Genomic DNA, 25,921 nt, shown 5'->3' with positions numbered 1-25,921 from the left:
CACCGTAGGCTCTTCGAGAGGGGACTATGATGTACCTTTTTACTTTGCGGAACCAACTTGTTGCAGGGATACTGGGGTAATTGCTGCTTTAAGTTCTCGACAAAATTCTTCCACGGCTTGCAATCCTTCTGTTGGGCTACCTTCAGCTAAACGTTTGACAAAGGCGCTACCAACAATCACTGCGTCTGCTCCCCATTCCATTACTTGATGTGCTTGTTTTGGTTCTGAGATGCCAAAACCAACGCCGATGGGTTTATTGGTGACGCTTCGCAACTCGGTAATTAAATGCTCTACGCGGTTTTGGATTTGAGCGCGGATACCTGTAACACCTGTAACGCTAACCAGGTAGATAAAACCCTGAGATTGACGAGCGATCGCCACAATTCTATCTTGAGAACTGGTAGGAGCTACGAGTAAAATTACTTCAATTCCGAAAGATGCAGCAGTTTGGATTAATTCTTCTGCTTCTTCTAAGGGTAAGTCTGGCACTACCAATCCCTGCACCCCAGCAACGGCAATTTGCGCCAAAAACGTCTTAATACCCCGGTGCAAAATGGGATTGTAGTAAGTAAATAGAATTATCGGCGCTTTGAGGCTAGGAATCACCATATGCAACATCTCTAGCACTTGCTCTAATTTCGTGCCTTTTTGCAAAGCGCGGGTTGCTGCCGCTTGAATTACAGGTCCATCTGCGAGAGGATCGGAGTAGGGAATGCCTAACTCGATGAAGTCAGCACCGTTGCGATCTAAAATGCGTAAGGCTTCGGCAGTAGTTTCTAAGTTAGGATCGCCCGCGGTGATAAAAGGGATTAAAGCACACTGTTGGCGATCGCGTAAAGTTTGAAAAGAATCGGAGATAGAAATCATGCTGAAAAATAGTTAATGATTGGTTAATAGTTTTGAAATAATTAAGACTTAGCAATTAGCGATGCCCATACTAAATTTTTTGTTAATGAGTCTTTGAACTCCATTAATGAGTCTTTGAATTCCATTAATGAGTATCAAAGCTTCATTTTTTTAGATTGCAGATTTTAGTAATTAGGTAACAGATTTAACAAAGGCTCAAAATCTCACGCACAGCTTCTTCTACATTGCTTTGTTTAACTAAAGATTCTCCGATCAAAACCGCACGGGCACCAGCCTCAGCGACAAGAGATAAATCAGCAGGTGTATACAGTCCAGATTCGCTGACGACGGTGATATCCAAACTTTGTAATTGTTGTTGACGCTCTGCTAAGAGTTGCTGGGTTGTTCCTAAATCAAGGGTAAAATCTGCTAAATTGCGATTGTTAATTCCTACTAAACTTAGGTTGTCAAGCTTTAGCACTCGATCCAGTTCAGCCAAGGTATGGACTTCCACCAGTGCAGTCATGCCTAAATCATGAATCATCCGCAAAAAGTCTTGGAGTTCTCGATCTGATAAAATAGCTGCAATCAACAATACTGCATCTGCACCTGCTGTCCGTGCTAAATAAATTTGATAGTGGTCAATAATGAACTCCTTGCACAGTAAAGGTAATGCTACTTGTTGACGCACCCTTCGCAGGTTATCAAAACCGCCTTGGAAGAACTTATAATCAGTCAGGACTGATAAACAAGCTGCACCGCCTCGTTCATAAGCTTGAGCGATCGCTACTGGATCAAAATCTGCACGGATAACCCCACGGCTAGGTGATGCTTTTTTTACTTCAGCAATTAAGCTCGGTTGGTTGGAGTTTTCTTGCAAAGCAGTCAAGAAATTTCGCACAGTCGGGGCTGCATTTAACTGTTGTCGCAATGAGCCTAAAGGCAATTCTTGCTGCATCTGTGCAACTTCTTGCCTTTTACGCAACACAATTTCTTCAAGAATATGGTGAGGAGGGGCAAATTGGTTAGTCATAAACAGCTTAGGGGAGATGGGAAGACAAGGGGGACAAGGGGGACAAGAGGGACAAGGGGGACAAGGGGGACAAGGGGACAAGGGGGACAAAGGAGAATTATTGAGTAAGTTTCTTCCTTGTCTTCCCCCTCTCCCTTGTCTCTTCCCAATGCCCTATACTCTATGCCCAATAACCAATGATTCTACAGTTTGCGTATATGCACGCACGACATTTTTAATTATTTCCAGACCGACTTCTTTGCCTAAAGTCATGATTGATTCTGGATGAAACTGAACGGCGGCGATGGGAAGTGTTTGATGTTCAATGCCCATAATTACGTCGTCATCAGAAATCGCTGTTACTTTGAGTTCTTTTGGCAAACTTTGCGGTAGAGCAAACAATGAGTGATATCTACCGACTGCAAAAGATTCCGGTAAGTTTTTGAAGGTGACAGAATTGGCATCGGTGACGAAAATCCGTGAAGATTTCCCATGTTGAGGATAGTTGAGAACTCCCAATTGTCCATCAAAAGCTTCAACAATGCCTTGCAATCCTAGACAAACTCCGAAAATAGGAATTTGGCGATGCAGAAGGGCACCAACAGTCTGTGAAACTCCAAAATCACTTGGTCTACCAGGCCCAGGAGATAATACAACTAAGTCAGGGCGTTCTGTATCGAATAACGATTCCGAGAAGCCATGACGGAGTGTGGTGACGCTTGCACCAGTTTGGCGAATGTAATTGGCTAGGGTATGAACAAATGAGTCTTCGTAGTCTATTAATAAGATACGTTTGCCAACTGCCGCACGTGACAGGAGTTTAGTTAATTTTAGAGAACTGGACCGATCAATTTTCTGACTCGTTTGCTTCACACGCCGAATCGTTTCAAATAAGGCGGCTGCTTTGGTAATTGTTTCTTGTTCTTCAGCTTGTGGTATGGAGTCATAAAGGACAGTAGCCCCAACTCGCACTTCGGCGATGCAATCTTTTAATCGAATTGTCCGCAGAATTAAGCCAGTATTTAAATTCCCGTTGAAATTTAAATAGCCGACTGCTCCACCATACCAACGTCGAGCGCTCTTTTCGTGCTGTTCAATAAAGTCTATTGCAGCCCTTTTGGGTGCGCCGGTGACTGTAACTGCCCATGTATGCGAAAGAAAGGCATCTAAAGCATCAAATTGCGATCGCAGTGTACCTTCAACATGATCTACTGTATGGATCAGGTGGCTGTATAATTCAATCTGGCGACGACCAATGACTCGTACTGAACCAGGTTCGCAGATTCGGGATTTGTCATTGCGATCGACATCAGTACACATGGTCAACTCAGCTTCATCTTTGTGAGAGTTGAGTAACTGACGAATTTGCACCGCATCATCAAGAGCATCTTGTCCCCGGCTAATAGTGCCACTAATTGGACAAGTTTCTACCCGCCTACTCTCAACCCGCACAAACATTTCTGGAGATGCACCAATCAGATATTCTCCACCTAAATTAAAAATAAACCCATAAGGACTGGGATTAATTTCTTTTAAAGTGTTAAATAATTTGCTGGGTTCGTCTTCATAGCCTTCAAAAAAGTTTTGACTAGGAACAACTTCAAACAAATCGCCTCTGCGGAAATAATCAAGTGCAACCTCAACTTTTTTCGCATATTCGCCTACTTTATGGTCAGCAGTTTGATTCGGTAGAAGATGTTTGCCGCGATAATCTACAGACTCACCTGTTCTAGGCAGATTTTTTGTTGTACCGTGCGCTGTTTCAAAATCATATTGTAGACAAAATGCACGTTGCTGATAGTAGTCAACCACAATCAATTCATCTGGCAGATAAAGCACCAAATCGCGCTGATCTGTAGGACGTTCTAGATGTTGGGTAATTGGTTCAAACTGAAAAACTAAGTCATAACCAAACGCACCATACAAACCTAAATGCTCGTCTTCTTGACTAGAGAAAGTATCTAGGACTTCGCGGACAACTGTAAATGATGAAGGTTGTTTACTACGTTCTTCTTCAGTAAATAATTTTTTTGTAGCTTTAATAAAGCCTACAATATTGTTATCTTCTTGGGTGACGTTCTCAAGCTGTTCTGACTGGGATAGTCTCTCTAAAAGGAATGGCAAAAGTACTTGACCGCGTTCATTCAATGATATCAAAGTGAAAGCATTATCCTGTGTAGTCAACTCTAATGGTGGATTGACAAATCCGATCGCCCATCTTTTGTATCTGCCCGGATATTCGTAACTGCTCCTTAGCAAGCCTCCACGCTGAGAATTTAAATGGAAGAGAATATCTTCGAGAGCAGTGTCCATCTTAACTTCGGTGATGGAGCGAGAAACACTTATACCACCAAGGGTTGTATAGGAACGTGAATCAAAAATCATGAGTATTTTCTCTTGAATATTTATTAGTCAACTATTAATCATTATTAGTATTTATTTTTCAATCTAGAACAAACTTATACCAATTTAACGTCAAGTTGCACATATCTTTATCCCCCTAAATCCCGCTTAAAAAAGGGGACTTTAATAGATGTTTTTCTGGTTCCCCCCTTCTTAAGGGGGGCTAGGGGGGATCGAATTATATGCAGGTTCATAAAAAATTGGTATTAGATAAGTTTCTAGCAATCTAAGCGAACGTATTCTTGTTAAAAAATGCAGTTAAAAACTTTTTGCTTCTTATTTAAGAATACTAGATATCAAGCAGATAATACATTGAATAATTTTTCGATTGGGTGTCAATTTATTCGCTTTTTATACTGCTTTTCTAGTCCATTTACTAACAACCCAATTTAAAAATCTCCGCCTCCCCCAAAAGTAGTAAATAACCTCATAAAAACTCTGCATTCCTCCGCGCTCCTCTGCGTTTAAAATTCCCCCCTCACTTCCTGCAACAGCGATATTGCTTGCCGATACAACAACAAATTCACCTCATGAACCTCAATTCTTTTTCCAATCCCTTGTAATAGCGTCAAAGTCAACTCTCCCCCCAAATGTTCGCGGAATTCAGTTAAACCCCGAAACAAACAATCAGGATCTTCCAATTGTGATAACTTCTGGGCAAGTTCAGGCACATACAACGTGAAACCCAACGCCGATAAAGTATTTAATATCCGTTGCCACTCCGAACAATCCAGCAATCCTGCTAAATAAGAATAAGTACTATCCAAAGCAATACCGATCGCAACTGCTTCGCCATGACGCAAGCGATAATTTGTTAAATGCTCCAGTTTATGAGCCGCCCAATGTCCAAAATCCAGGGGACGAGACGAACCCATTTCAAAAGGATCGCCGCCATTGGCAATATGTTCTAAATGCAACTGGGCGCAACGATAGATAACCTGTTGCATAGTATCCATATCTCGCCGCCTCAAAGCTGCGGTGTGAGAATGGATAAAATCAAAAAAGCTAGCATCCTTAATCAGCGCCACTTTGACTGCTTCTGCGATTCCAGAACGCCAATCGCGATCGTCTAGGGTTGTCAAAAAGGCAGAATCATTTATAACTGCATAAGGTGGCGCAAATGTGCCGAGAAAGTTCTTTTTACCAAAGGCATTGATGCCGTTTTTGACGCCAACCCCAGAATCATTTTGCGCTAACACCGTGGTCGGAATCCGAATTAGACGGATTCCCCGGTGAGCAGTTGCAGCAGCGTATCCTACTAAATCCAACACCGCCCCGCCCCCGATCGCTAACACATAAGAATGGCGACATAATCCAGCGGTTTCAATCTGTTGCTGGATTTGCTCCAGTAAAGTGCGATCGTTTTTGGCAGCTTCTCCTCCCGAAATTATCATTGGTTCAGCTGCGATCGCTAGTACCTCTGCATAAAACTTGGTATACGCAACTAATTGCTTCACCAATTCCGGTTGATACTGCAATATTCCTGCATCTAGCACTGCAACTAATTTCTTTGGTTTTGTCTCCTCATCCGCAGCAATCACTTGCGCTAGCGTCGGGTTTTTCAAATCAAATAAATTTTGGGTGAAATAAACCTCGTACTTGAAAGTAACCGCAACACGTTGATGAATTAATCGACTTTTTTGCTTGATGTCAATTACCATATTTTTGCTCTTTAAATACTAATGTTTGTGTGTATCTATGGTTGAAAATCTTGTTAGATACCTGCTTTAGCAGTTGAGTTTAAAGGTTGTATAAAAGTATTGATTTTATCTTGAAAAAAGCTTTGAGCAGTTTCAAATTCCTGAATTAATGCATCTCTATCTTTCCTCGCAACTAGTCTCGCCAACCGACTATAAGTATCAGCTAAAAAACTAATGGCATCACACCTTTCCTCTGTAGCTAGCATAATATCTACACATAAATGAGGATTTTGGGAAAATAAACGTTTAACGTTGTTCATCTAAAGAAGGTTGTTCTGAAGCTGCTAATAATGATATGCGATCGCTCAGTAAGGCGATCAAGCGTTGGTCAGTTTTTTTGAGATGATCTGAATAAGAGGATTCCAAAAGCATTTTTCTTCCAATTTTCAAATGTCAACAAGTGATTCCTGAGAACTCAATTCGGGCAATATATCCAAAGTTGTTGATCTTTTGGCAATCATATTAGAAAATAACTCTTCATACCGATCTAGTGCTTGCTCAAAGGAATAATTTTCTACCGCAAACTTTCTTCCTTCACGCCCTAATTTTGCTGCTAATTCTGGCTGATTATATAAATCCAATACCGCAGTAGCTAAAGCGTCTGCTGACTCTGGCTTAACGATAATACCGCCGCCACTTTCTCGAATAGCTTTCGCAGCAGTCCCAACTGCGGGAACTGAAGCCACAATTGGGCGACCACTGGCTAACAATAGTGGTATTTTAGAAGGCATATTGAAGGAAATCACATTGCACTTTTGGACGATCAATCCAATATCAGCAGCTGCTAACATTTGCGGTAGTTTTTCTCGTGGTTGTAATGGTAAAAGCAAAACGTTATCTGCACCACAAGCAAGACAATGTTTTTGCAAGCTTTCGAGGGCTTGGGATTCGCCAGCGATGACAAAGACAATTTCTTTTAGATGATGCAAGCGAACTGCTGCTTTTATGACTGTCTCCAAACCTTGGGTGAGAGCAATATTACCTGAATAAAGCACTACAAATTTATCATCAAGTTGATGGGTAGCTCTCCAAGAGTTATTCTGCTTTGGTAAAGGGCGAATAAAATTTAGATTTACCCAATTTGGAATGCAAGCAATTTTATTAACAGGTACATCTTTATTGATTAAATTATCTACAAAGCCATCGGCAATGACGCTAATAGTATGTGCAGTTCGATAGGCAAATTTCTCTAAAGCTTCCAGAGCCAGAATCATCAACTTATTTTTAATTAACCCAATACGCACAGCAGCTTCTGGGAGGATATCTTGCACATTTAGCACGACTGGGCAGTTGTATAACCAACTTATTAAGGTTGCAGGTAAACAAACTAGTAACGGCGGCACTGTTAAGAGAATTAAATCAGGTCGCTCACCTTTGAGAGCTTGTGGCAAACTTGTAAAAACAAAGCTCAACTCTAACAGTAGCCGATCTACAAGGTTAGGTTTAGACTTAATCCGCAGGTAACTACGTTGAATGGTGACACCATTTTTCTGTTCGGTAACGTATAACTTACCCCGATAGCGATCGTAAATCTGACGCTGAGGATAGTTAGGCATACCTGTGATTACCCGCACTTCATGCCCTCGCTTCACCAGCCCTTCTGCTAGTTCAGTCATCAAAGGTGCAATACCAATTGGTTCTGGATGATAGTTGTATGAATAAATCAGAATGTGCATCAACCGTTAATGTCCTGAAGGTTTGTAGTAAGCACTTTAGTGCTTAGAAAATAAGGACTAAAGTCCTTACTACGAACTTGCTTACCGATCAATTTCAACTTGACAGACTACTAGCACAGCACGGCGGAAATAAACCAACCTTACCCTTTCCCCTTTCCCCAGACCTCACAAGCGCATTTTTGGGTTGGCAGACTACTAACACTGTTTTTGTAGTTCCTTTTCTAAACTGAAGACTGGCTTTTGCTGCCCACGTTTTCTCAATGTGACAGTACTAGCCGCAAATCCAAGCAATACTAAACCCAATGCTGAACTAGGTTCCGGCACTTGCCTTCTGCCCTCTACGTTTAACACTTGAACACGACCTTGAAAGAAATCGCCCACATAAAGCTTGCCATCTTTGTAGCTTGTACCACCCGTCCAGTTAAATGTGCCTGGTGTGAGGTCAAGGGGGTCGCCAAAGGGAGGCTGACCTAGTTGAGGAGGTGTTGCTGCGGCAGCTTTACCATAAGCTGTCAGGAAGTTACCGTTTTTATCAAATACTTGGATGCGGCTGTTGATAGAATCTGCCACATAAATATTCTCAAACTCGTCCACTTCTAAGCCGATGGGCTGATTAAATTCTCCATCTCCACTACCTTGTTTGCCAAATGTGAACAGAGGATTACCTTCAGGATCGAGTACTTGAACGCGGTTGTTAAACTGGTCACTAACATAAAAATTTCCACTAACCGGGGAAATTCTTAAACCTGCTGGTCCTTGAAACTGACCAGGTTGAGTCCCAGAGGTGCCAATACTGCCAATTAGTTTGCCGTCTTTAGTGTATTTATTGATCTTGTCGCCGCTAAAATCACCAATATACACATTGCCAGTTTTATCGAATGTCACACCAGATGGGCCAAAGAAAGCTCTACCCGGTATGAGACCGCCAAACTCACCAAAGGATTTAATAAACTTACCTTGAGGATCGAAGACATTAACGCGGTTGTTGAAAACGTCACCTACATAGAGATTTCCAGTCTGTGGATCGATTTCTAAAGCCGATGGTTCATCGAATTGTCCAGGGCCTTTGCCGCCCTCGCCGATCGCTCCAATATAATTACCTTGAGGATTAAATACTTCAACCTTGTTACCAATGTTTGGGTTAAAAGTACCGTCCGGGTTAAGACCGCGACCATTACTTATAAGGGTGTTCCCGGACTTATCTACCGTTATGCCTTGGGGAACAAAAAGCTGCCCAGGAGCAAAGCCAGGACTACCTATACTTCTGTCGTAAGTTAATGTTATGGCTTTGGCTTGGGCTGCTGCTGCCAACACCATAAATCCAGTACCAAGAATGCCGATTGAGAAATTTTTGACTAATCCCATAAGTTTTAAGTCCTGGTTGTATGAGTTGTACTCGTTCCTAGTAGTTCGCCAAGTGAACTTTGCGGGGTAAAGGGTAAGGGGGAAAGGGGAAAGGGTTTAAATCTCTTACCCTTTTCCCTTTCCCCTTTCCCCAGTCCTCACTTAGCATTTTTGGGTTGGTAGACTACTAGACTAATTTCGTTCTCAGTCTTAGTTTGGGAACTCTAAAATTTGGGCTGCTGCCTCTTGTCTGAAATGCAACTTTCTCTGTGAGGCAGCAGCCTATTCTGTAAGCATTCCCTGACAAAGCCAAGGTTTTGAGGATTTAGACAGTCTCTGCTTTCGCTAGCAACTTTTCTTGGCGTTTGCGCTTGGCGTTAGCCGCAGTTGCGCCTATACCAGCAAGTGCTAATAAGCCGATTACTGAACCAGGTTCGGGGACTGTTTCTGTAACAACACCATCCACTCGAACAACCTCCCCTAGTCCTGGGCCGACACCGCGATTGGTAATATAAATCTTGCCGTCAGGGCCAATATCAATTCCATCAGCCGAATCTAGCCCTTGACCTGCTGCAACAAGTGTTGTGCGAGTGCCGTCAGGAGCAACTTGAATCAGAGAACCAGGTAGATTTGTGATGTCACCCCCTAACTGAGAGGTATCGCTGAATTGTAAAACCAGCAAATCACCTTTCTTATCAAAGGTTAGGTCGGTGATGTGCGTAAACCCATCTAGAAAAACTTCTGGTTTCATGTCTTTGCCAATGCGGAAAATCTTCGACTTACCTGCTGGATAAGGAAAACCCGTATATTCACCAACGTATAAAGCTCCATCGGGGCCAATTGTTCCACCTGTGGGTACTGCTTGAATTGCTATTTTGTCGCCTGGAAGCTCATCTAATAGCCCAGGAGGTAGTTGTAATCCTGGTGGCAAATCTGACTTACTAATGATGGTTTTAGGAATTGCGATCGCCTCTGACTCACTTCCATCAAGTTTAATTTTGTAAGCAGTGTTCCCACCCCCATCAACAACATAAGCATTATCACCATTAATAGTTAGATCGTAGGGATTGGTGACGACATCACCACTGTCTGGATTTTTAGTGATTTCATACTTGGCAAAGTCAAAAATACTGTTGAGAGATCCCGTATTCAAGTCAACTTTGTACAGTTGTCCTAGTAGCGGTGTATTCAAAACTTTATCGGGTGTTGATGGGGGGAAAGTTGCAAGTTGCTTTTCTGGAAGCGGGGATTTAGAACCAAGGTTAAGTGTTGCTAGATCGCGATTTCCTGGATAACCAGCAAATCCTGTCAGAAGATAAGCATTCCCTTGAGAATCGAATTGTATGTCTTCAATACCAGCGCCTTGGTTGCCAGTAGGTTGTTCTGCAAGAGACTGAAAGTTATTAAGTAGACGCTGTTTGATACCGTTTGGTGAAACTTTGACCAGTGAACTAGTATTACCAGCACAGATCGGCTGAAACAGAGTACTCGGAGATGGTTGACAATTTCCGTTACCTCCGATACCTGGCTCGGCTACGTAGAGACTCCCGTCAGGGCCAAAGCTAACACCCCGTGCATTACTGATTCCATCGACAACTGTCGTTAGCGTTGCAGCTTTTACATCTGGTGTTCCACAAATAGCAGCAAAACAAAATGTAACAGATGTAAGGGCAAATGACTTGAGTTTCATACCTTTGGAGATTGAGAATTAAATAATTTGTTTGGCGAAATTTTTATCTTGTAGAGACGCGATGAATCGCGTCTATGCTTTTTGTGCAACCAAGCAACGCCCAAAATACCGATCGCTAATACGCCGAAAGCAGAATCAGGTTCAGGAATAGACTTGATATTTTCAATTCTGAGAACTTGTCCACCTCCAGGGCGATCGCCTCGGTTTGTGACGTATACTGCACCATCAGCACCAATAGTTAGGGCGCTAGGCGACTCTAATCCATTGCCACTCAGAAGAGTTGTACGTGTCCCATCGGGAGCGATTTTGATGACAGAACCATCAAAATTACCCTTCCAGGCTGACTGATTGGCGTACTGCAAAGCATACAAATTGCCCTCAGGATCAAATTCCAAGTCTGTGAGTTGGGTAAAACCATCTGCATATACTGTTAACTTGCGATCAGCACCGACTCGATAGATTTTTGCCCCTCCTTCTGGGAAGGGAAAACCAGTAAACTGGCTGACATAATAACCACCATCAGCCCCTTTTGCCACACTTGAGGGTACTGGTTGAGTTGCAAACTGCGATCGTGGCGTTTCATTTTGAGATGGCACCTGTGCAGGCTCATTAGATGGGGTATCAGAAGGTGGAAAGATGGGATTAGTTAATATGTCTTGGGGAAAGGTAGTAATAGCTTGCAAGTTAATACCATTAGTATTAACACTTAGTAAATCGTTTGCACCTGCATCAACTACAACTAATTTATTACCATCTATGAGCAAACCCAAGGGATTGCTACCGACATCACCACCATCAGGATTGTTGGCGAGTTCATAGTTAGCTATATCAGCAACACTCTTCCAGGAATTGGTATTAAAGTCGGGAGCAATGATTTTACCGAGGTCAGTGTAACCTAAATTGCGATCGCGAAAGGCTGGATTAGCCCCATACCCAATGAGAACATAAGGTTTACCTGTAGCATCAAATTTGATGTCACGAGGCCCAGCAGCTCCAGTGCCATCTGGTAATGCTATAGAAGGTAGTCCTGTAAGTATGCGCTCGGTTTTACCATTCTCAATTTTGGTAACTGCACCACTTGTGCCGTAGCATAAAGAATCACCTTGACCACTTGCTGGTGGAACACAAGCGCCATTTCCCCCGATTCCCGCCTCTGTAACATAGAGATTACCATCAGGACCAAAGCTCAGACCACCGGCATTATTTAGACCGTCGGCGATTACCGAAAATGATGCAGCTGACGCAGCTTTCATTCCCGAAAAAGCGGCAACACAAAAAGCGAGGAAAGTAATAGTTAGTTGTTTCAGTTTCATGTGTTGCAATGTTGCTTATTAGCCCTTTAACTAGTTACTAGCCACTAATGATTCTTGAGTTTTTGGTAGATAGCTCATTCCCCGATCAAATGATTTAAGGTTGCCAGCTTTGGCTTCCAGTAAACGTTTGATGTTCATGCTCTCAGCGCCAAAATCTTCAATTTGAAGTTTGCCGTGGGTGACAGTTCCATCTGCTTTCCAGAATGTGATTCGATGCAGGATAAAACCAGAAGCTTCTGGATCTGCAAAAGCATAGGCAGTTGGGATAAGTAAGGCTACAGAACGCTGATAATATTCATAGTCTGGATAAAAATATTCTTGTTCAAGTAAGTAGTATTTACTTAGACTATGCAGCCGTACAGAAACTTTTACCTTCTGGTCATATTCATCTTTGAATTCACCTGATTCAACACCTATCTCGCCATTTGGTCGCAGTAAATGCGCCCACTCATCTATATTTTTTAAATCCTTTAAGTATTCAATGCCAATTTCAATTGGAGCATCAACATAGATAGTGTCAGTATCGATAAAGTGGCTTCCTTTAGCGGCTGCGGTCAGACCAGTCTTGCGTTCCAAATTACCTTTGAGAGAACGACATTCAGAAGTGTGTACTGTATGAATTCCCTGCATAATCATCTGAGTCTGCCGTTTGGGATCGACAAAGCTCAACCAATGAAAGTACACACCTTTTTCATCTGTTCCCGGCTCAATGTAGTCTGTAGGAAACAGCAAAACAGGGTAAACCTGAAAATATTTCTGATACTCTAATCCACAGTGCCACTCAATACCGTAGAAAAGGGGATTTTCTAGTTTTTTAACATGATAATAAAGATTTTTATGATAACCGGATGCAGTTCCGAGCCAGGTATCTTCATCAATTTGCTCTTTCATCCGGCTGTAAAGCGTCCATTCATCCAAATTTTTTAAACTACAAAGATAGTCAAAGGCGCTCTCTGGTGAAGTAGCAATGTAAGCTGATGTAGCAAAGGTATTTTTTTCCACTTTTCACTCCTTAAGATAATAACAATCAAGCTGCGATCGCTGTAGTTTTGTTCTGCTTAATATTGTTGATTCTGTCTTCTGCTAATCGTCTGGCAGCATCGTTAGTAGTAACTCCCTGGGCTTTAGCAATATCAAAAATTGCTAATAGCGTGTCATAAATGTTATGCACTTGTTTGAAAGCTTTTTCTTCGTCATAACCAATCATTTCGTTGTAAACATTAATTAGCCCTCCGGCATTAATTACATAATCAGGACTGTAAAGAATTCCTTTTTTGGCAAGCATTTGACTATGGAGTTGCTCATTATCCAATTGATTATTAGCTGCACCAGCAATAATCGAAGCTTGCAGAAAAGGAATTGTGTGACTATTAAGAATTCCTCCTAAAGCGCAAGGAGAAAAAATATCTACATCAAGAGCATAAATTTCGCTTGGTTCAACAACAGTTGCCCCAAAAAGTCGTTTTATCTCTTCCGTTTTTGCTGGATCTACATCGCTAACGAAAAGCTGGACATCATGCTCATGCAAATGCCGACAGAGATTTTTACCGACATTTCCTAAGCCTTGAACTGCAACTTTCATGCCATCAAGTCTTTGACTCTGCCAACGAGATTCTACAGCAGCTTTAATTCCTAGAAAAACTCCTAGTGATGTTATGGGAGCAGGACCACCAGATTTTTCTGATACCCCGACAACATATTTAGTTTCTTGACTAATTGTTCGCACATCGTCAGGGGTAATATTAACATCTTGTCCGGTAATAAAACGCCCATTCAAGCTATCAACAAAACGTCCGTAAGCTCTCAACAGATTATCTGTTTTATTTTCAGGATTAGCAATGATGACTGCTTTACCACCACCAGCCGGAATATTTGCACAGGCGGCTTTATATGTCATTCCCCGACTTAGACGAAGTGCATCTTTTAAAGCAGCTTCTTCATTAACATAAGGCATGAGTCTTGTAGCTCCCATTGCTGGGCCTAAGGTCGTATCATGGATGGCAATAATTGCCTTAATTTCAGGATTTTTACCATGACAGAAGAGAACTTGTTCGTGACCCATTTCTCTAACAGTTTCAAATAGCAGCATCTTGACCTCTCGATATTGGTTGGGGTTGTTTAGAAAAAGTAATGCACATTACAAAATGTAAAGATATAGGCACAAAAGCAAACTGGAATATTAAGATTGAGTGAAGTTAGAAAGTAAATATTTGAAGTTCCAAGTTTGGTGAATGTAGTTGCTGGAATAAGAGAACGAACCGCAAAAGGCGCAAAGAACGCGAAGGTAAGAGAGTTGTAAAGGGTTTTTGCATCAGTGTCGTGAATTTTTGAAAGATTGTGATGGTCTTGTGTTTTAGTCTCTTCCCGTCATGAGATTACTTATGTCTATCCTTTGCGGTTAGTTAGAAAAAATTCGAGCGTTGCAAACAAAATCAAACCATTGGAAATGAAACTTGCTTGGTTGCACTTTTCGCCGGACTTGATTTAACTCCTTGTGCTGCCAAACTCTTATTACGTCCACCAGAAGGCGCTGGTCGATCGGCATCAATCACGACATCGATCAGAAAGGGAACATTTGATGCGATCGCTTGTTCTAATGCTGGTTCAATATCCGACTCTCTGACGACTACGATCGCTTCTGCTCCCATCCCACGAGCAATCATGGCGAAGTTTGTTGGTGGAAGTGTTGCATCTGCACCCTTTAATCCCAAGATTTTCATCCCTTGATGGCACATGTTGTAACGCGCATCGTTGAGTACAATCCAGATTGCCGGAATTTTGTATTTCACGGCTGTACTGATTTCGTTATTCATCAGCATTGCTCCATCGCCGACAATACCCACAGCTTTGCTATTATTTGCCAGCGCTGCACCCAACACTCCTGTGACGGCGTGACCCATTGCGCCAACTCCGGTACTGACTCGGTAACGATTGGCTTCGGCAAATTGCAGTAGATGAGTTGACCAAGTAAAAGAGTTACCACACTCTGCCATAACTATCGCATCGCTACCCTCAACAACGATCTTTTGAATTGCTGCCATCAATACTTCTGGCCGCACTGGATAGTCTACGTCTGGTGCGGGTTCAATTGGTTTATGTTCTGGACGAGGTAACGACATTGTGAAATGAGGAGCATCTGGTAATTGCTGCAACAACTCTTTCACAAAAGCTTTGATATCAGACCGAACCCCGAAAGTTTCAACGTGGGGATAGGCTACACCTGGAACTTCTGGGTCAATATCGACATGGACAAAACCTCCTTTTGGAACTAGCGCCGAACTCCAGAAAGAAGTCGGTTCACCAAGACGGGTTCCTAATACGAGTGTGCGTAGTGGAGGTTGTTCTTCCATATAAGTTAAGACGGAAGTGTGACCGCCTAAACCTGTGACTCCCACAAACTGGGGATGATCTTCAGGGAAGATACCTTTACCACGGGGTGAACAGATGACGGCTGCTCCAGTTTTTTCAGCGAGTTCAAGGATTTCGGCTGCTGCATCACGGGCACCGAAACCGACCCAGATAGCAAAGGGACCAGATGATAATAACTCTACAGATTTAGCGATCGCTTCAAAAGAAGCAGTCATCGGAAATGGAGAAACATCTAGTTGGGGTAAGGCTATATCCTCAGCTAAACTTGTTTGCACTGCGGTGGGAATGCTCAAATGGGCAACAAATCCGCCTGGTTGTGCCATAGCCAGAGCCAATTTACGAAAAATCTGCGGTAGTTGAGCGGCAGATTCAATAGTGATTGCATAGTTAAATAGCGCTCCTGAGGTAAAAATCCCTCCACTTGGCAAGGTATAAGTGCTGGTTTCTTGAATAGCCCAACGTCCACGCTGCGGTGCAGAAGTGCAAGCCGACAACAAAATCACTTTTGCACCTTCTCCGCGAGCCGCAAATAATCCGGTGATGGCGTTAGTGATCCCCGGCCCTGCTGTGGTAAAAACTACAGTGGGGCGATTATTAGCAAAGTAAGCTTCGGTGGCTGCAAATGCGGCTCCAGCTTCATGGCGGAAGTTCAATACTTCTATAGTGCTATTGGATAGCGCACCCCAAAGGCTGGCCATTGCACCACCGGCGACACCAAAAGCGTAGCTTACTCCCAAATTTACCAACATTTGAGCGATCGCATCGGCAACTGAGAGCGTTGGAGTTGTTTCATCATTTAAAAAAGGCTGAATTTCCCCATTTTTCTCCGATTCATCAAGCTGACGGGAGTCAGACACAGATTCTACATATCTGTTTGCGGGAAGTTCCTTGTATGGCTCAGTGATGATGAGAGGAGAGTTTGAACCAGTATAGTTTTGACTCATTTGGTTTCACGTAATTACAGAAAGTTACACAAAGGCTTTTTAATTTACAATCGCAGCGCGAGAAATATTTAATACAAACAACTCTGTTGTTTACTACAGCTATGACCTAGCTTGGGCGATAGTAGAAATGGTTGATCGCTGCTGATTGATGCTCGTGAGCGCAGTACCAAAAAATTTTTACCAAAAGTATACAACAGTCGGATCTGTGCTTCATGTGATTCAGAATAAAGCAGACGAAGACCGTTGTGCAATCAAAAATCTTTTGATAGGGGTGTCAAATTTTTCGCTTCTATAGTGATGACTACAGTAATTAAGTAGGTTGGCGGGGAAAAACTAAATCATGTAAAGGTATATAAAGTAGCAACTAACCTGAATTCAAACACTTCTCAGAATATTTACAAAGGTTAATATAGCTAGCTTTAATAGCACCGAACTACTTACTGAACCGCTTGCGGAGGTTCTTAGCTTGTGGTGATTATTATGATGAAAACCTAATTTGCAATGAACAATCTTTTGATGTGGGTGTCAATTCTTTTGCTTTGAGCGTGACTGTGACATTTGCAATTTAGTCACCCTGAAAGATTGAGATTTTGCCTAGGGGTAGCCCAACCTAGGCATCGCAGAAGCGCTATATTACCAAATTTGCAATAGAAAATCTTTTGATCTGGTTGTCAATTCTTTTGTTTTAGAACTTACACAAGTTTTTATCCGAATTCAAGCATGAGCCGATTTCGCGGTCTTTAATATTGTCACCAAAAACTCTTTGGGTCAATTATTTGTAACGAAAAAGACATTATTTATTAACTTTTTATATTTCCTTTGACAGATGACTAAGTGTTCAGTGCGTGAATACTTGATAAAATATATTTTTTTTGACATACAATTCAGTCCAGCATACTTAGTATAAGTTCGTGTTTCTTTATATGCTAAGAGAAACACGAACTTATACTTAAAGATAGACGTATAATTTCGTTACAATTGTACTTCTTACGACAGATGTTTAAGCATATTCTTATATAGTTAGATACATGAGAGAGTAAGTTAAGATAAATTAAGCAAATAAATTGATGAGTGAATTTGTTCATTTAAGCCAGGTCTAGCACTGCACATCGCGTTTATGTTGAAAATCAAACGACTCTACACTATTACAGCACAGGGTAAATCCAACTACCATCTTAATTAACCAGACAGATAGGTACAATTCATGAATTGTCTTTACTCAAGCAACTGGTTAAAGGTAGGCAAACTTCTGCCACAGTGTACTAGTAGTTCGCTAAAGTTCTTGGCGAGCGAAAAGTTAAAGGATAAAAATCCTTATCCTTTAACTTTTCCCAGTCGAAACCTAGTAATTTTAGGTTGGTGAACCATTTAGTTAGTTTTTGTGCAGGGCTAATTGAAATTTGAAATATTTTTTATCCTTATAGATTAAGAGTTTTGAACTCTTAATCTATAAGGTTTATTGGCTAATCTAGATTGGATTTGTCTGAATTTTGTGTTGCTATAAAAAGCTGTTTAAGTCAATAGCCAAGTTTTTTAAACATTTAGGTTTTTTTTAGGAAAATTTGGTTCAATAATTTATATTTTACTGCTATGATAATTTTTGTTAAGTAAGTTAAGAAGATTTGTTAATTTATTAGCTAATTTTATTTTTTAACAGCCAAACAATGCACCAAAGATTTTAGTAAGTTATGACTGTTAACTCATCAATACCTATGGTGCTGATTGATTACCAGGGAAAGTAGAAATATGAATTCTGGGGAATATACACTAGCTAGATCAAACAATCAATGGGCACTACAACCAGAAATAGAAATGAAGTTTGCCCATTTCCTAATAAATCATGCTGTAGATGCTGCCTTCTGTTTAGGAGCAAACGCGCAATTTCTTTACGTCAACGATGCCACTTGTCTGATGACTGAGTATTCCCGTGAGGAATTGCTTTCCATGACTCTGCATGATATAGATGTAGACTTTTCTCTACACAATTGGTCAGACATTAGCTCACGGGGTTCCCTTACTTTTAAATCTCGCTATCAGACAAAAGGAGGTCGGATATTTCTGGTAGAAATATGCATAAACCATGTCAAACACCAAGATATGGAATTTGGCTGTGTCTTTGCTCGTGAGAAAACTGATGAAATAGTAGAATTGAGCGTACAGAAGTGGACTGATGAATTAAAGGATGCCAAAGACAATTTACAACACGAATTTTCTCAACTCAAGGCAAAAGAAGTTGAACTACAAACATCTCTTTCTTTGCTTCGTTCTACTCTCGAATCTACTGCGATTGGTATTGTTGCAGTTAACTTTGAGGGAGATATTCTGAGCTTGAATCAGAAATTTGTGGATATGTGGCAGATCCCAGAGTCACTAATATTATCTAAGAAATGTCCTCGATGCAAAGCCTTTTTTGAGAACCAACTTAAAGATCCACAAGCCTTTAGTCGGCTGATTTGGGAAGTGTCTAGCCAATCTGATTTTGACAGCTACGACATTCTAGAGTTAAAGGATGGGAGAGTTTTTGCACACTACTCTAAACCTCAGTGGCTCAAGGGCAAAATTATTGGTAGAGTGTGGAGTATTTGGGATATTACTGAATCGAAGCAGACTGAAGAAGCATTACGGCTGAACGCAACAAGATTTCGGACTTTAGCAGAAACGACAGATGCCAGCACTTTTCTAATTCAAGGCACGCGGCTTTGCTACATAAATCCAGCAGTGGAGAAACTCACTGGCTACACAAAAGAGGAACTGCTAACAGGCTTTGGACTGCACCGACTGATTAAAAGCAAAAAACTTAGGCAGGTACGCAACCAGGGAGAAGCCGGTAACTTTGAATACCAAGAGATAAATCTTTTGACAAAAAATGGTACGGAGCGCTGGCTAGCCTGTGCGGTTGTCATACTGGATGGAGTGCTGGATTTTGGGGGAAAACCAGTTGAACTGATTGCAGGCATCGATATCACCGATTACAAATATGCAGAATTAGGTCTTAACCAAGCTTTAGAACAAGCTAAACAACTTAGCGAACTTAGAGCGCGTTTTCTTTCTATGGTTTGCCATCAATTCCGAACTCCGCTGAATATTGTTTCATTTTCTAATAGTTTATTGAAAGAAGAAGTAGACAAACCTACACAGAAGAAAATCCAACCATTACTCGATCACATTCAAAAAGCTACCGAACAACTGAGTGTGATGTTGGATGATATTTTATTCTTCTCAAAGGCAGAAGCAGCAAAGTTAAACTTTGAACCAAAACCGCTTGAGTTAGTTCAGTTTTGTCAGAATTTAGTTGCACAAATGCAGATGAGTGTTAGCCAAAACCCAATCAATTTTGTAACTCAAGATAACTCTCTAACAGCCTATACAGATAAAAAATTGTTAGAGCCTATTTTGAAGAATTTGCTTGATAATGCAATTAAGTATTCCCCCCCAAATAGTGGAATCATTTTTGAACTATCTTGCGAAAATGAAAAATTAATTTTCCAAGTAAAAGATAGGGGAATCGGTATTTCAGTACTAGACCAACAACAGATATTTGAGCCATTTTACCGTGGTAGTAACATTGATCGTATCCCTGGTACTGGACTAGGACTATCTATTCTTAAAACTCTTGTAGATTTACATCATGGTCAAGTTTATGTAGAAAGTCAAGTTGGTGTTGGCACTAAGTTTACTGTAATGCTGCCATTAATGAAATCAGAGTTTACTTGTTCTGAGTTATGAATTTGGAAATGAAGAATAGTTATTCATTCAAAACCTAAAAATCATAACTCTCAGAACGAGGCAATTAATTTCATCGCTATTTAGATACTCATCAAAGAGTGTAGTAATTAGCTTTTGTAAAAAATTATAGTAATAGAAAATGATGTACGAATCGTCAAAGAAAATTCTGGTTATTGAAGATGATAGCGTTACTCGCAATCTTTATTTAAAGGGTCTTGAAGCTAAAGGGTTTGATATGATAGGCGCTCAAAACGGTCGTATTGGTATCCAACAAGCATACAAGGATACACCCGACTTAGTGATTTGTGATATCACGATGCCCGATATGGATGGTTATGGCGTTTTAACTACGTTACGGCAAGATCCTGTGACAGCAATTATTCCTTTCATTTTTCTGACTGGCAGTAGCACCAGAGCAGATGTTCGCAAAGCTATGGAATTGGGAGCAGATGACTATCTTACCAAACCCTCGACACTAGATGAATTGCTCAGAGCGATCGCTACCCGCTTGCAAAAGCAAGCTAATCTCCAATACTGGTGCAATATTCAATTTGAAAAAGCTGCAAAATCAGTATTTGCAGATAATACTACAGCGATCGCTGAAGGTGTTGCGGTAGCCTCTGATAGAGAAGCCCCTGATAAACATGCTTCCAAGTCAATCTTTCCCTGCATTCCCCAATTAAAAGAAGTTTTCGACTTTATCGAAACCCATTATCATCAAGGAATTACTTTGTGTGATGTGGCTCTTGCTGTTGGTTACTCACCTGCTTACTTAACTAACCGAGTAGCAAGGCAGACAGGAGAGACTGTAAACTGTTGGATTGTCAAACGCCGAATGGCGGGAGCGCGTTTTTTACTCCAAAATAACGATCAGACAGTCGAGAAGATAGCGAAAGCATTGGGCTATCAGGATGTGTCCCATTTCTCCCGCCAGTTTCGCCAACATCACGGTTTACCTCCCCAAGCTTGGCGCAAAGAGCATCAGTTTGGATTGCAACAATAGGTGGAACTCTTGTAAAAGTGCAGGGCGAATGCATCTTATTTACTAATAAAAACTAAGAAATATTTCAATAGGTCTAGTTCTGTTTTGGTTGTATCTTGCGATTGTGATTCTTTGGATTCGGGCATTTTCAACAGATTTTTGACTGTCTCCTCCAGTGAGTTGGAATAGACTCGACTGATGCGATCGCTAATTTTCTGCTCGGTTAATTCTGGAACTTCAAACGCAACGCTGGGTAGTTATGGTCAACGATAAAGAAGTATATGGAATGCATATATGAGGCAGTGGCTCCTTTGGGTTAACTTTGGAAGTGGATGCAAGTCTGTAGTGTATGATTGGGTAAAAGCACTTTTGCAAGAGGTTTAATCTCTATTGCCTTGCCCTTAAAAAAGAACAATTATGTGTTCGTTATCTTGTCCGTCGCTTAAAGTGACAAGTTTTGTTCTGCTGATTTTTTCCATCTCCCTAACGGTATTCTCAAAGAAATACAATTTATGTCCACAGTCGCAATAAAATGATGATGGAAACACTTCTATTGCCATTTTAAATGCCTCGATTTATACCCCCAAATACTACCATTCTCTATGGAATGAATATCTGGGTCATGTTGTTATCCGGCTTGCTAATTTAACCAAGCTCGCTTCTCCTAAAATAGACAATTGCTCAATAGATAATACTCGAATTCGTTCAATCAATGCTGCATCAATTTCACCAAAATAGCGATTTAATCGTTTGATTGAACATCTATTCCAGTTTCAACTCCGACTGACTCTATCAGCTTTTCTGACGGAGTAAACTCATCAATAAGCGTAATTATCACTGCTGCCGCAGGCACTGCAAGTAGCACACCAATAAATCCAAATAGCTTACCCATTACCAAAAATGTCACAATCACCATCACTGGATGGATATTTACTTGTTGACCCATCACCAAAGGCTGAACAACATGGGCATCTATTTGATTCATTACAAAGAAAAGTATCAACACAAATACTAGTTTTAGCGGTGAAATACTCAATGCTACTAATGCTGGTAAAAAAGCACCAATGACCGAACCAAAGTAAGGAATTATTTCAAATAAACCTGCAATAATCCCAAATGGTAGGGCTGACGGAATCCCCAAAATCAAAAGTCCAAATGTTGCTCCGGCACCCAGAAATATCATCGCTATTCCTGTCCCAAAAATCCAGCCTCGCAATCTTGTCTCGCAAGCCTTAAGGATTCCTTTAAACCGATGATGATGTCGCCTTGGTACTAATCTTAAAATCCCTTTCACTAAGGAATTAGGATCGTAAGCCATGTAAAGCGCTAAAATTAACGTTGCTACCAACTCTACGGTTAAACTCAAAGCTTCACCTAAGAAAACTGGTACTCCCCCTAGTAACTGGTCGGTCAAATTCCGTAATTGTATTAGTGCTTGGGATATGTCAGGAATAAAAGCAAATTTCTGGCGTAGTTGCTCAACATCTCCTGTCAATCTATTGAGATAAGTTGGTAATGTTTTGATTAATTTTTGAGATTCAAATGTCACACTAGGTAGGACTACAGTAGCTAATACCACAACAAATCCAATGATTAATCCAATTAGTAGCAAAACAGCAATATCCTGTGATTTGACTAACTTTTGCAAAAACCTTAATAGGGTTCGTAAAATTAAAGCAATCAATGCTGCAACAACTAAAAGTTCTAAAACTGGTAAAAGTTGGTATAAAATATAGAGTACCACCGCTACAATTACTGCCAATGGGGCACCGCGAGTTAACTGCGACCATCCATTCTCTTTATCTTTGGGATTTGCCATTACTATCACTTATTCTTCTGTTTTAATTTTACAAATTTAGTGCCTGAGATGGCGCATAATTTTTATTGTTAAGAGTAACTGTAAGCCTGATTAACACAAGTCTCGTTTTTCTCTCTTGTTTGTGCCCATATAGTCAAGTCAATTTTAATGTGTTCAGATATTTCACTCTCTAGCTAAAATTTTATTTTATTTCCCTTAACAGAGATCTATAAATTTAAATTATCTTTCTTGAGAAATCAGTTTAACAAATTGTTGAGTTTGCATCAAATTATCCTGTTTTCTTGAGTTGAGCTATTTAAAATAGTGTCGCAGCCATGACCATAGTTGATTTTTGAACTTAACTGGCTCTGGTGATGGTGAATAAGTTGATGGTTTTGTTTGAGCAATATTATTCATTGAAAGTACACAAATAGTTAGTTCGCCATCTGTATAATATCTGTCACCTCCTCCATTACGACCAACCCATGTGGCCTCTATACCTGTGACTTGATATAATTGGGCAATCTGGTGTGTCAAATCAATACTTTTAATTACGTTATCTCTTTCTTCATCAATGTCTGCATCAATATGGTGAGTAATCTGCCCTGTGCGGTGGCTAAGTTCCACGCTTTGGTCAAATGTTGCTGAACCTAGCCATAGGGGTCTACTATCAGCATTGAGGTTGTTTGATTGCCACAAGCGAACGTGATGTCTAGTTTTGGCATTGTTTCCTATAGGTAGTTCAAAAGCTAAATCCTGTTTACGTCCCCACAGATATAAATTACTTACAGGTGCAGTTGGGTAAGAATCCTTGAGGAGAACACTTTTAGCAATTCCAATAGACACGTCCGGAATATGATTTGGGTACAAAAAAATGGTAGAAAGTAAAATTGACCCTCTACCAGCATCTAATTAAATGATTAGTATCTTTGATGATATACAAAAGTATCCACGAAGAGCAAAGCAACTTTTGGGGATTAATTATGAGCAATTTACTGACCTTGTAAACTATGCTAAAAAAAGTCATGAAGAAGAACAACTCAAATTTGAACAGAGGAAAGTTAGAATACATCGTCGTGGAGGTGGACGCAAAGAATTATTATCCATCTCAGAACAAGTATGTTTGTGTTTGTTTGATCTGAGACAAATACCCACATTTGAAGTTTTAGGAATAATGTTTGGTATATCAAAAACTTTATCTAATGATACTTTTCATAAAAGCGAGAAAAATATTACGTAAAATTATACCTTCTAGTTTAATAGAACAAGTCGAAGATAAAGAAGGAGATTTAATGATTGTACAAGAAATATTAACGAGTTTTAAGTTACTGGTCGATAGTCTAGAACAGCGGATTGATAGACCATCTGACAACGAAGAGCAAAAAAAGTTCTTTTCTGGGAAGAAAAAACAGCATGCTGTAAAAAATCAAATAGTTTCCTTACCAGAAGGGAAAGATATAATTGATATTAAAGTAGGTTATCCTGGACTAATGGCAGACATAAAATTATTCCGAGAGCAACAAACAAAATCTGATGAAAAACAAGAATTTGAGGGAGATAAAGCGTATCAAGGTGGGAATAATATTACTAATCCTCATAAGAAGAAAAGAAAACAACAATTAAATGAACAACAAAAAGAAGAAAATAAAGCTCTATCAAGTAAGCGTATATTTGTTGAGTATTTAATACGTGTTGTAAAAATTTTCCCAGTTGCATCACAAAGATTTAGATTAAATACTGATATTTATAATCAAATAGTTTTGTTAGTTTGTGGTCTGGTAAGACTGCGAATTGGAACTTTTGTCTTACCGAAATAACTTAGTATTAATTAAAAATTGTGTTTGCGTCGGGCAAGATCATGTATTTTTTCGCTCTAAACTATCAGTAACTATATCAAACGCTGATTTCTTCGTTGAAACAGAATCTGCAAGGACTGGTCTCAAAGCCTTGTAAATGTATTTACCTTCACAACTCATTTTACTCAGATTTGGCCGTGATTATCATGACCGTTATATTCAAAATACTATCCGCCATGAAACATTTAAAGAAATTAATTATCAGCAATTACAACGATTGATTAAACGTGAAATTAAACAAACAGAACAACAACAAACTTTGCTAAGTATTCTTGCTCAACGCTCACCAAAAGATGCTTACTATCAAGTATTTATCAGATATCAAGATGCAAATAATCGAGATAATAACGTCATTATGCGTTTGCGTGCATGGCGACCTAAATGCGAGGTGATTTTTGCCTTTGATTTAAGACAAAATATTGCTGCTGATGTAGCCGAAGAATTCCAACTTTACCATCAAAATTGATTTTTGTTATGAATACAGTTAAACTCACAGAAAAATTTGCATCAGCTTTAGTCTATGCAACTCGTCTTCATGCTGAACAAACACGTAAAATTAGCGGTGTTCCTTACATTTCACATTTACTGAGTGTAGCCGCTTTGGTTTTAGAAGCTGGTGGAAGTGAAGAAGAAGCGATCGCAGCTCTGTTGCACGATAGTATAGAAGACCAAGGCGGCATCCCTACCCGCGAACAAGTCCGTCAACTTTATGGGGAAACGGTTGTGGCAATTATTGATGGTTGTACAGAGTGGGACACGCCTCCTAAACCTCCTTGGCTAGAACGGAAACAGCGATATTTAGAAAACCTGCGCCATACATCACCATCTGTCAGGCTGGTATCTTTAGCAGATAAACTGCATAATGCCAGATCGCTATTAGCAGATTGGCAACAACAAGGAGATACCATTTGGACTGAGTTTAGTAATGGTAAGGAGAAGACTTTGTGGTTTTATCAATCACTAATTCAGGTTTACCAGCAAACAGGTAATGATTGGATGACACAAGAACTCCAACGAGTTGTCAGTCAATTGTCCCAAGACAATCTTGCTTAATATCTTTTGGCATTGCATAATTGCGGAATGATTTGAGAATTTGGATCGTATAGATAATCACTGCGTCCCCGTGTCAGCCCCAATCATCGCATATTCAGCAACGCCGAAAAATTTAGTTATCAGCCTCAGAATTGATTCTGAGGCGGTTGTGGTGACTGGTGCGAGTTCTGATGTAACTTACAGATTGCTATGCCGAAAAACTGTAATAG

Annotated in this window: 21 protein-coding genes; 6 read left to right on the top strand and 15 right to left on the bottom strand. The window is 40.5% G+C overall.

Features of this window, described 5'->3' with window-relative positions; translation table 11 throughout:
* Positions 1 to 39: 39 nt before the first annotated feature.
* The 12 genes from trpA to scyA form a co-directional block, all read right to left on the bottom strand.
* The gene (trpA, locus tag ACFG4S_RS06570) at positions 40 to 867 is read right to left on the bottom strand and encodes a tryptophan synthase subunit alpha (RefSeq protein WP_392534025.1); all 828 of its coding nucleotides are present in this window, start codon (positions 865 to 867) and stop codon (positions 40 to 42) included.
* A gap of 184 nt (positions 868 to 1,051) precedes the next feature.
* Complete coding sequence (trpC, locus tag ACFG4S_RS06565) at positions 1,052 to 1,879, bottom strand: indole-3-glycerol phosphate synthase TrpC (RefSeq protein WP_392534024.1); 828 nt, start codon at positions 1,877 to 1,879, stop codon at positions 1,052 to 1,054.
* A gap of 153 nt (positions 1,880 to 2,032) precedes the next feature.
* Entirely contained in the window at positions 2,033 to 4,243 is a 2,211-nt protein-coding gene (locus ACFG4S_RS06560; RefSeq protein ID WP_392534023.1) for an anthranilate synthase, read from the bottom strand.
* 482 nt (positions 4,244 to 4,725) lie between these two features.
* Positions 4,726 to 5,922, bottom strand: coding sequence for a 3-dehydroquinate synthase (locus ACFG4S_RS06555; protein ID WP_392534022.1), 1,197 nt, complete (start codon positions 5,920 to 5,922; stop codon positions 4,726 to 4,728).
* A 53-nt stretch (positions 5,923 to 5,975) separates the two neighbouring features.
* Positions 5,976 to 6,221, bottom strand: coding sequence for a hypothetical protein (locus tag ACFG4S_RS06550; RefSeq protein WP_392534021.1), 246 nt, complete (start codon positions 6,219 to 6,221; stop codon positions 5,976 to 5,978).
* A gap of 126 nt (positions 6,222 to 6,347) precedes the next feature.
* On the bottom strand, positions 6,348 to 7,637 hold the full coding sequence (locus tag ACFG4S_RS06545) for a glycosyltransferase family 4 protein (protein WP_392534020.1): 1,290 nt from the start codon (positions 7,635 to 7,637) through the stop codon (positions 6,348 to 6,350).
* A 195-nt stretch (positions 7,638 to 7,832) separates the two neighbouring features.
* A complete protein-coding gene (scyF, locus tag ACFG4S_RS06540; RefSeq protein ID WP_392534019.1) occupies positions 7,833 to 9,002 on the bottom strand; it encodes a scytonemin biosynthesis PEP-CTERM protein ScyF in 1,170 nt (389 codons plus the stop codon).
* Between the two features lie 304 nt (positions 9,003 to 9,306).
* Positions 9,307 to 10,671 carry a ScyD/ScyE family protein gene (locus ACFG4S_RS06535; protein WP_392534018.1) on the bottom strand — a complete coding sequence of 455 codons (1,365 nt, stop codon included), beginning with the start codon at positions 10,669 to 10,671 and terminating at the stop codon, positions 9,307 to 9,309.
* Positions 10,668 to 11,984 carry a ScyD/ScyE family protein gene (locus tag ACFG4S_RS06530; protein ID WP_392534017.1) on the bottom strand — a complete coding sequence of 439 codons (1,317 nt, stop codon included), beginning with the start codon at positions 11,982 to 11,984 and terminating at the stop codon, positions 10,668 to 10,670. Before ACFG4S_RS06530 ends, ACFG4S_RS06535 begins: the two co-directional genes overlap by 4 nt.
* Before the next feature lie 30 nt (positions 11,985 to 12,014).
* Positions 12,015 to 12,986 (bottom strand): scytonemin biosynthesis cyclase/decarboxylase ScyC, encoded by a 972-nt coding sequence (gene scyC, locus ACFG4S_RS06525; protein ID WP_392534016.1) that lies wholly within the window; start codon positions 12,984 to 12,986, stop codon positions 12,015 to 12,017.
* A gap of 25 nt (positions 12,987 to 13,011) precedes the next feature.
* Entirely contained in the window at positions 13,012 to 14,073 is a 1,062-nt protein-coding gene (gene scyB, locus ACFG4S_RS06520; RefSeq protein WP_392534015.1) for a tryptophan dehydrogenase ScyB, read from the bottom strand.
* A 343-nt stretch (positions 14,074 to 14,416) separates the two neighbouring features.
* On the bottom strand, positions 14,417 to 16,297 hold the full coding sequence (gene scyA, locus ACFG4S_RS06515; RefSeq protein WP_392534014.1) for a scytonemin biosynthesis protein ScyA: 1,881 nt from the start codon (positions 16,295 to 16,297) through the stop codon (positions 14,417 to 14,419).
* Positions 16,298 to 18,043: 1,746 nt separating this feature from the next.
* Here scyA and ACFG4S_RS06510 point away from each other — a divergent pair.
* Together ACFG4S_RS06510 and ACFG4S_RS06505 are read left to right on the top strand one after the other, a co-directional pair.
* A complete protein-coding gene (locus ACFG4S_RS06510) occupies positions 18,044 to 20,023 on the top strand; it encodes a scytonemin biosynthesis sensor histidine kinase (protein ID WP_392534013.1) in 1,980 nt (659 codons plus the stop codon).
* Between the two features lie 139 nt (positions 20,024 to 20,162).
* On the top strand, positions 20,163 to 21,026 hold the full coding sequence (locus ACFG4S_RS06505; protein ID WP_392534012.1) for a response regulator: 864 nt from the start codon (positions 20,163 to 20,165) through the stop codon (positions 21,024 to 21,026).
* Between the two features lie 599 nt (positions 21,027 to 21,625).
* On the opposite strand, the gene ACFG4S_RS06500 is transcribed toward ACFG4S_RS06505, so the two are convergent.
* From ACFG4S_RS06500 to ACFG4S_RS06490, 3 genes are all read right to left on the bottom strand, one after another.
* Positions 21,626 to 21,718, bottom strand: a complete 93-nt coding sequence (locus tag ACFG4S_RS06500) for a hypothetical protein (protein ID WP_392534011.1) — start codon at positions 21,716 to 21,718, stop codon at positions 21,626 to 21,628.
* 29 nt (positions 21,719 to 21,747) lie between these two features.
* On the bottom strand, positions 21,748 to 22,824 hold the full coding sequence (locus ACFG4S_RS06495; RefSeq protein WP_392534010.1) for an AI-2E family transporter: 1,077 nt from the start codon (positions 22,822 to 22,824) through the stop codon (positions 21,748 to 21,750).
* Positions 22,825 to 23,115: 291 nt separating this feature from the next.
* Positions 23,116 to 23,649: an LssY C-terminal domain-containing protein gene (locus ACFG4S_RS06490; protein WP_392534009.1), complete on the bottom strand. Its 534-nt coding sequence runs from the start codon at positions 23,647 to 23,649 to the stop codon at positions 23,116 to 23,118.
* 70 nt (positions 23,650 to 23,719) lie between these two features.
* Between ACFG4S_RS06490 and ACFG4S_RS06485 the strand changes: the two genes are divergently transcribed.
* From ACFG4S_RS06485 to ACFG4S_RS06470, 4 genes are all read left to right on the top strand, one after another.
* Entirely contained in the window at positions 23,720 to 24,043 is a 324-nt protein-coding gene (locus ACFG4S_RS06485) for a transposase family protein (protein WP_392534008.1), read from the top strand.
* Complete coding sequence (locus tag ACFG4S_RS06480) at positions 24,006 to 24,620, top strand: transposase family protein (RefSeq protein ID WP_392534007.1); 615 nt, start codon at positions 24,006 to 24,008, stop codon at positions 24,618 to 24,620. Before ACFG4S_RS06485 ends, ACFG4S_RS06480 begins: the two co-directional genes overlap by 38 nt.
* A gap of 136 nt (positions 24,621 to 24,756) precedes the next feature.
* On the top strand, positions 24,757 to 25,125 hold the full coding sequence (locus tag ACFG4S_RS06475) for a TIGR03985 family CRISPR-associated protein (protein WP_392534006.1): 369 nt from the start codon (positions 24,757 to 24,759) through the stop codon (positions 25,123 to 25,125).
* Positions 25,126 to 25,133: 8 nt separating this feature from the next.
* Entirely contained in the window at positions 25,134 to 25,712 is a 579-nt protein-coding gene (locus ACFG4S_RS06470) for an HD domain-containing protein (protein ID WP_392534005.1), read from the top strand.
* Positions 25,713 to 25,921: the final 209 nt, after the last annotated feature.

This window comes from Nostoc sp. C117 (assembly GCF_043099735.1).
Taxonomy (GTDB): domain Bacteria; phylum Cyanobacteriota; class Cyanobacteriia; order Cyanobacteriales; family Nostocaceae; genus Nostoc.
Note: the sequence above shows the minus strand (reverse complement) of the source record. Positions and strands in the feature narration are given on the sequence as shown.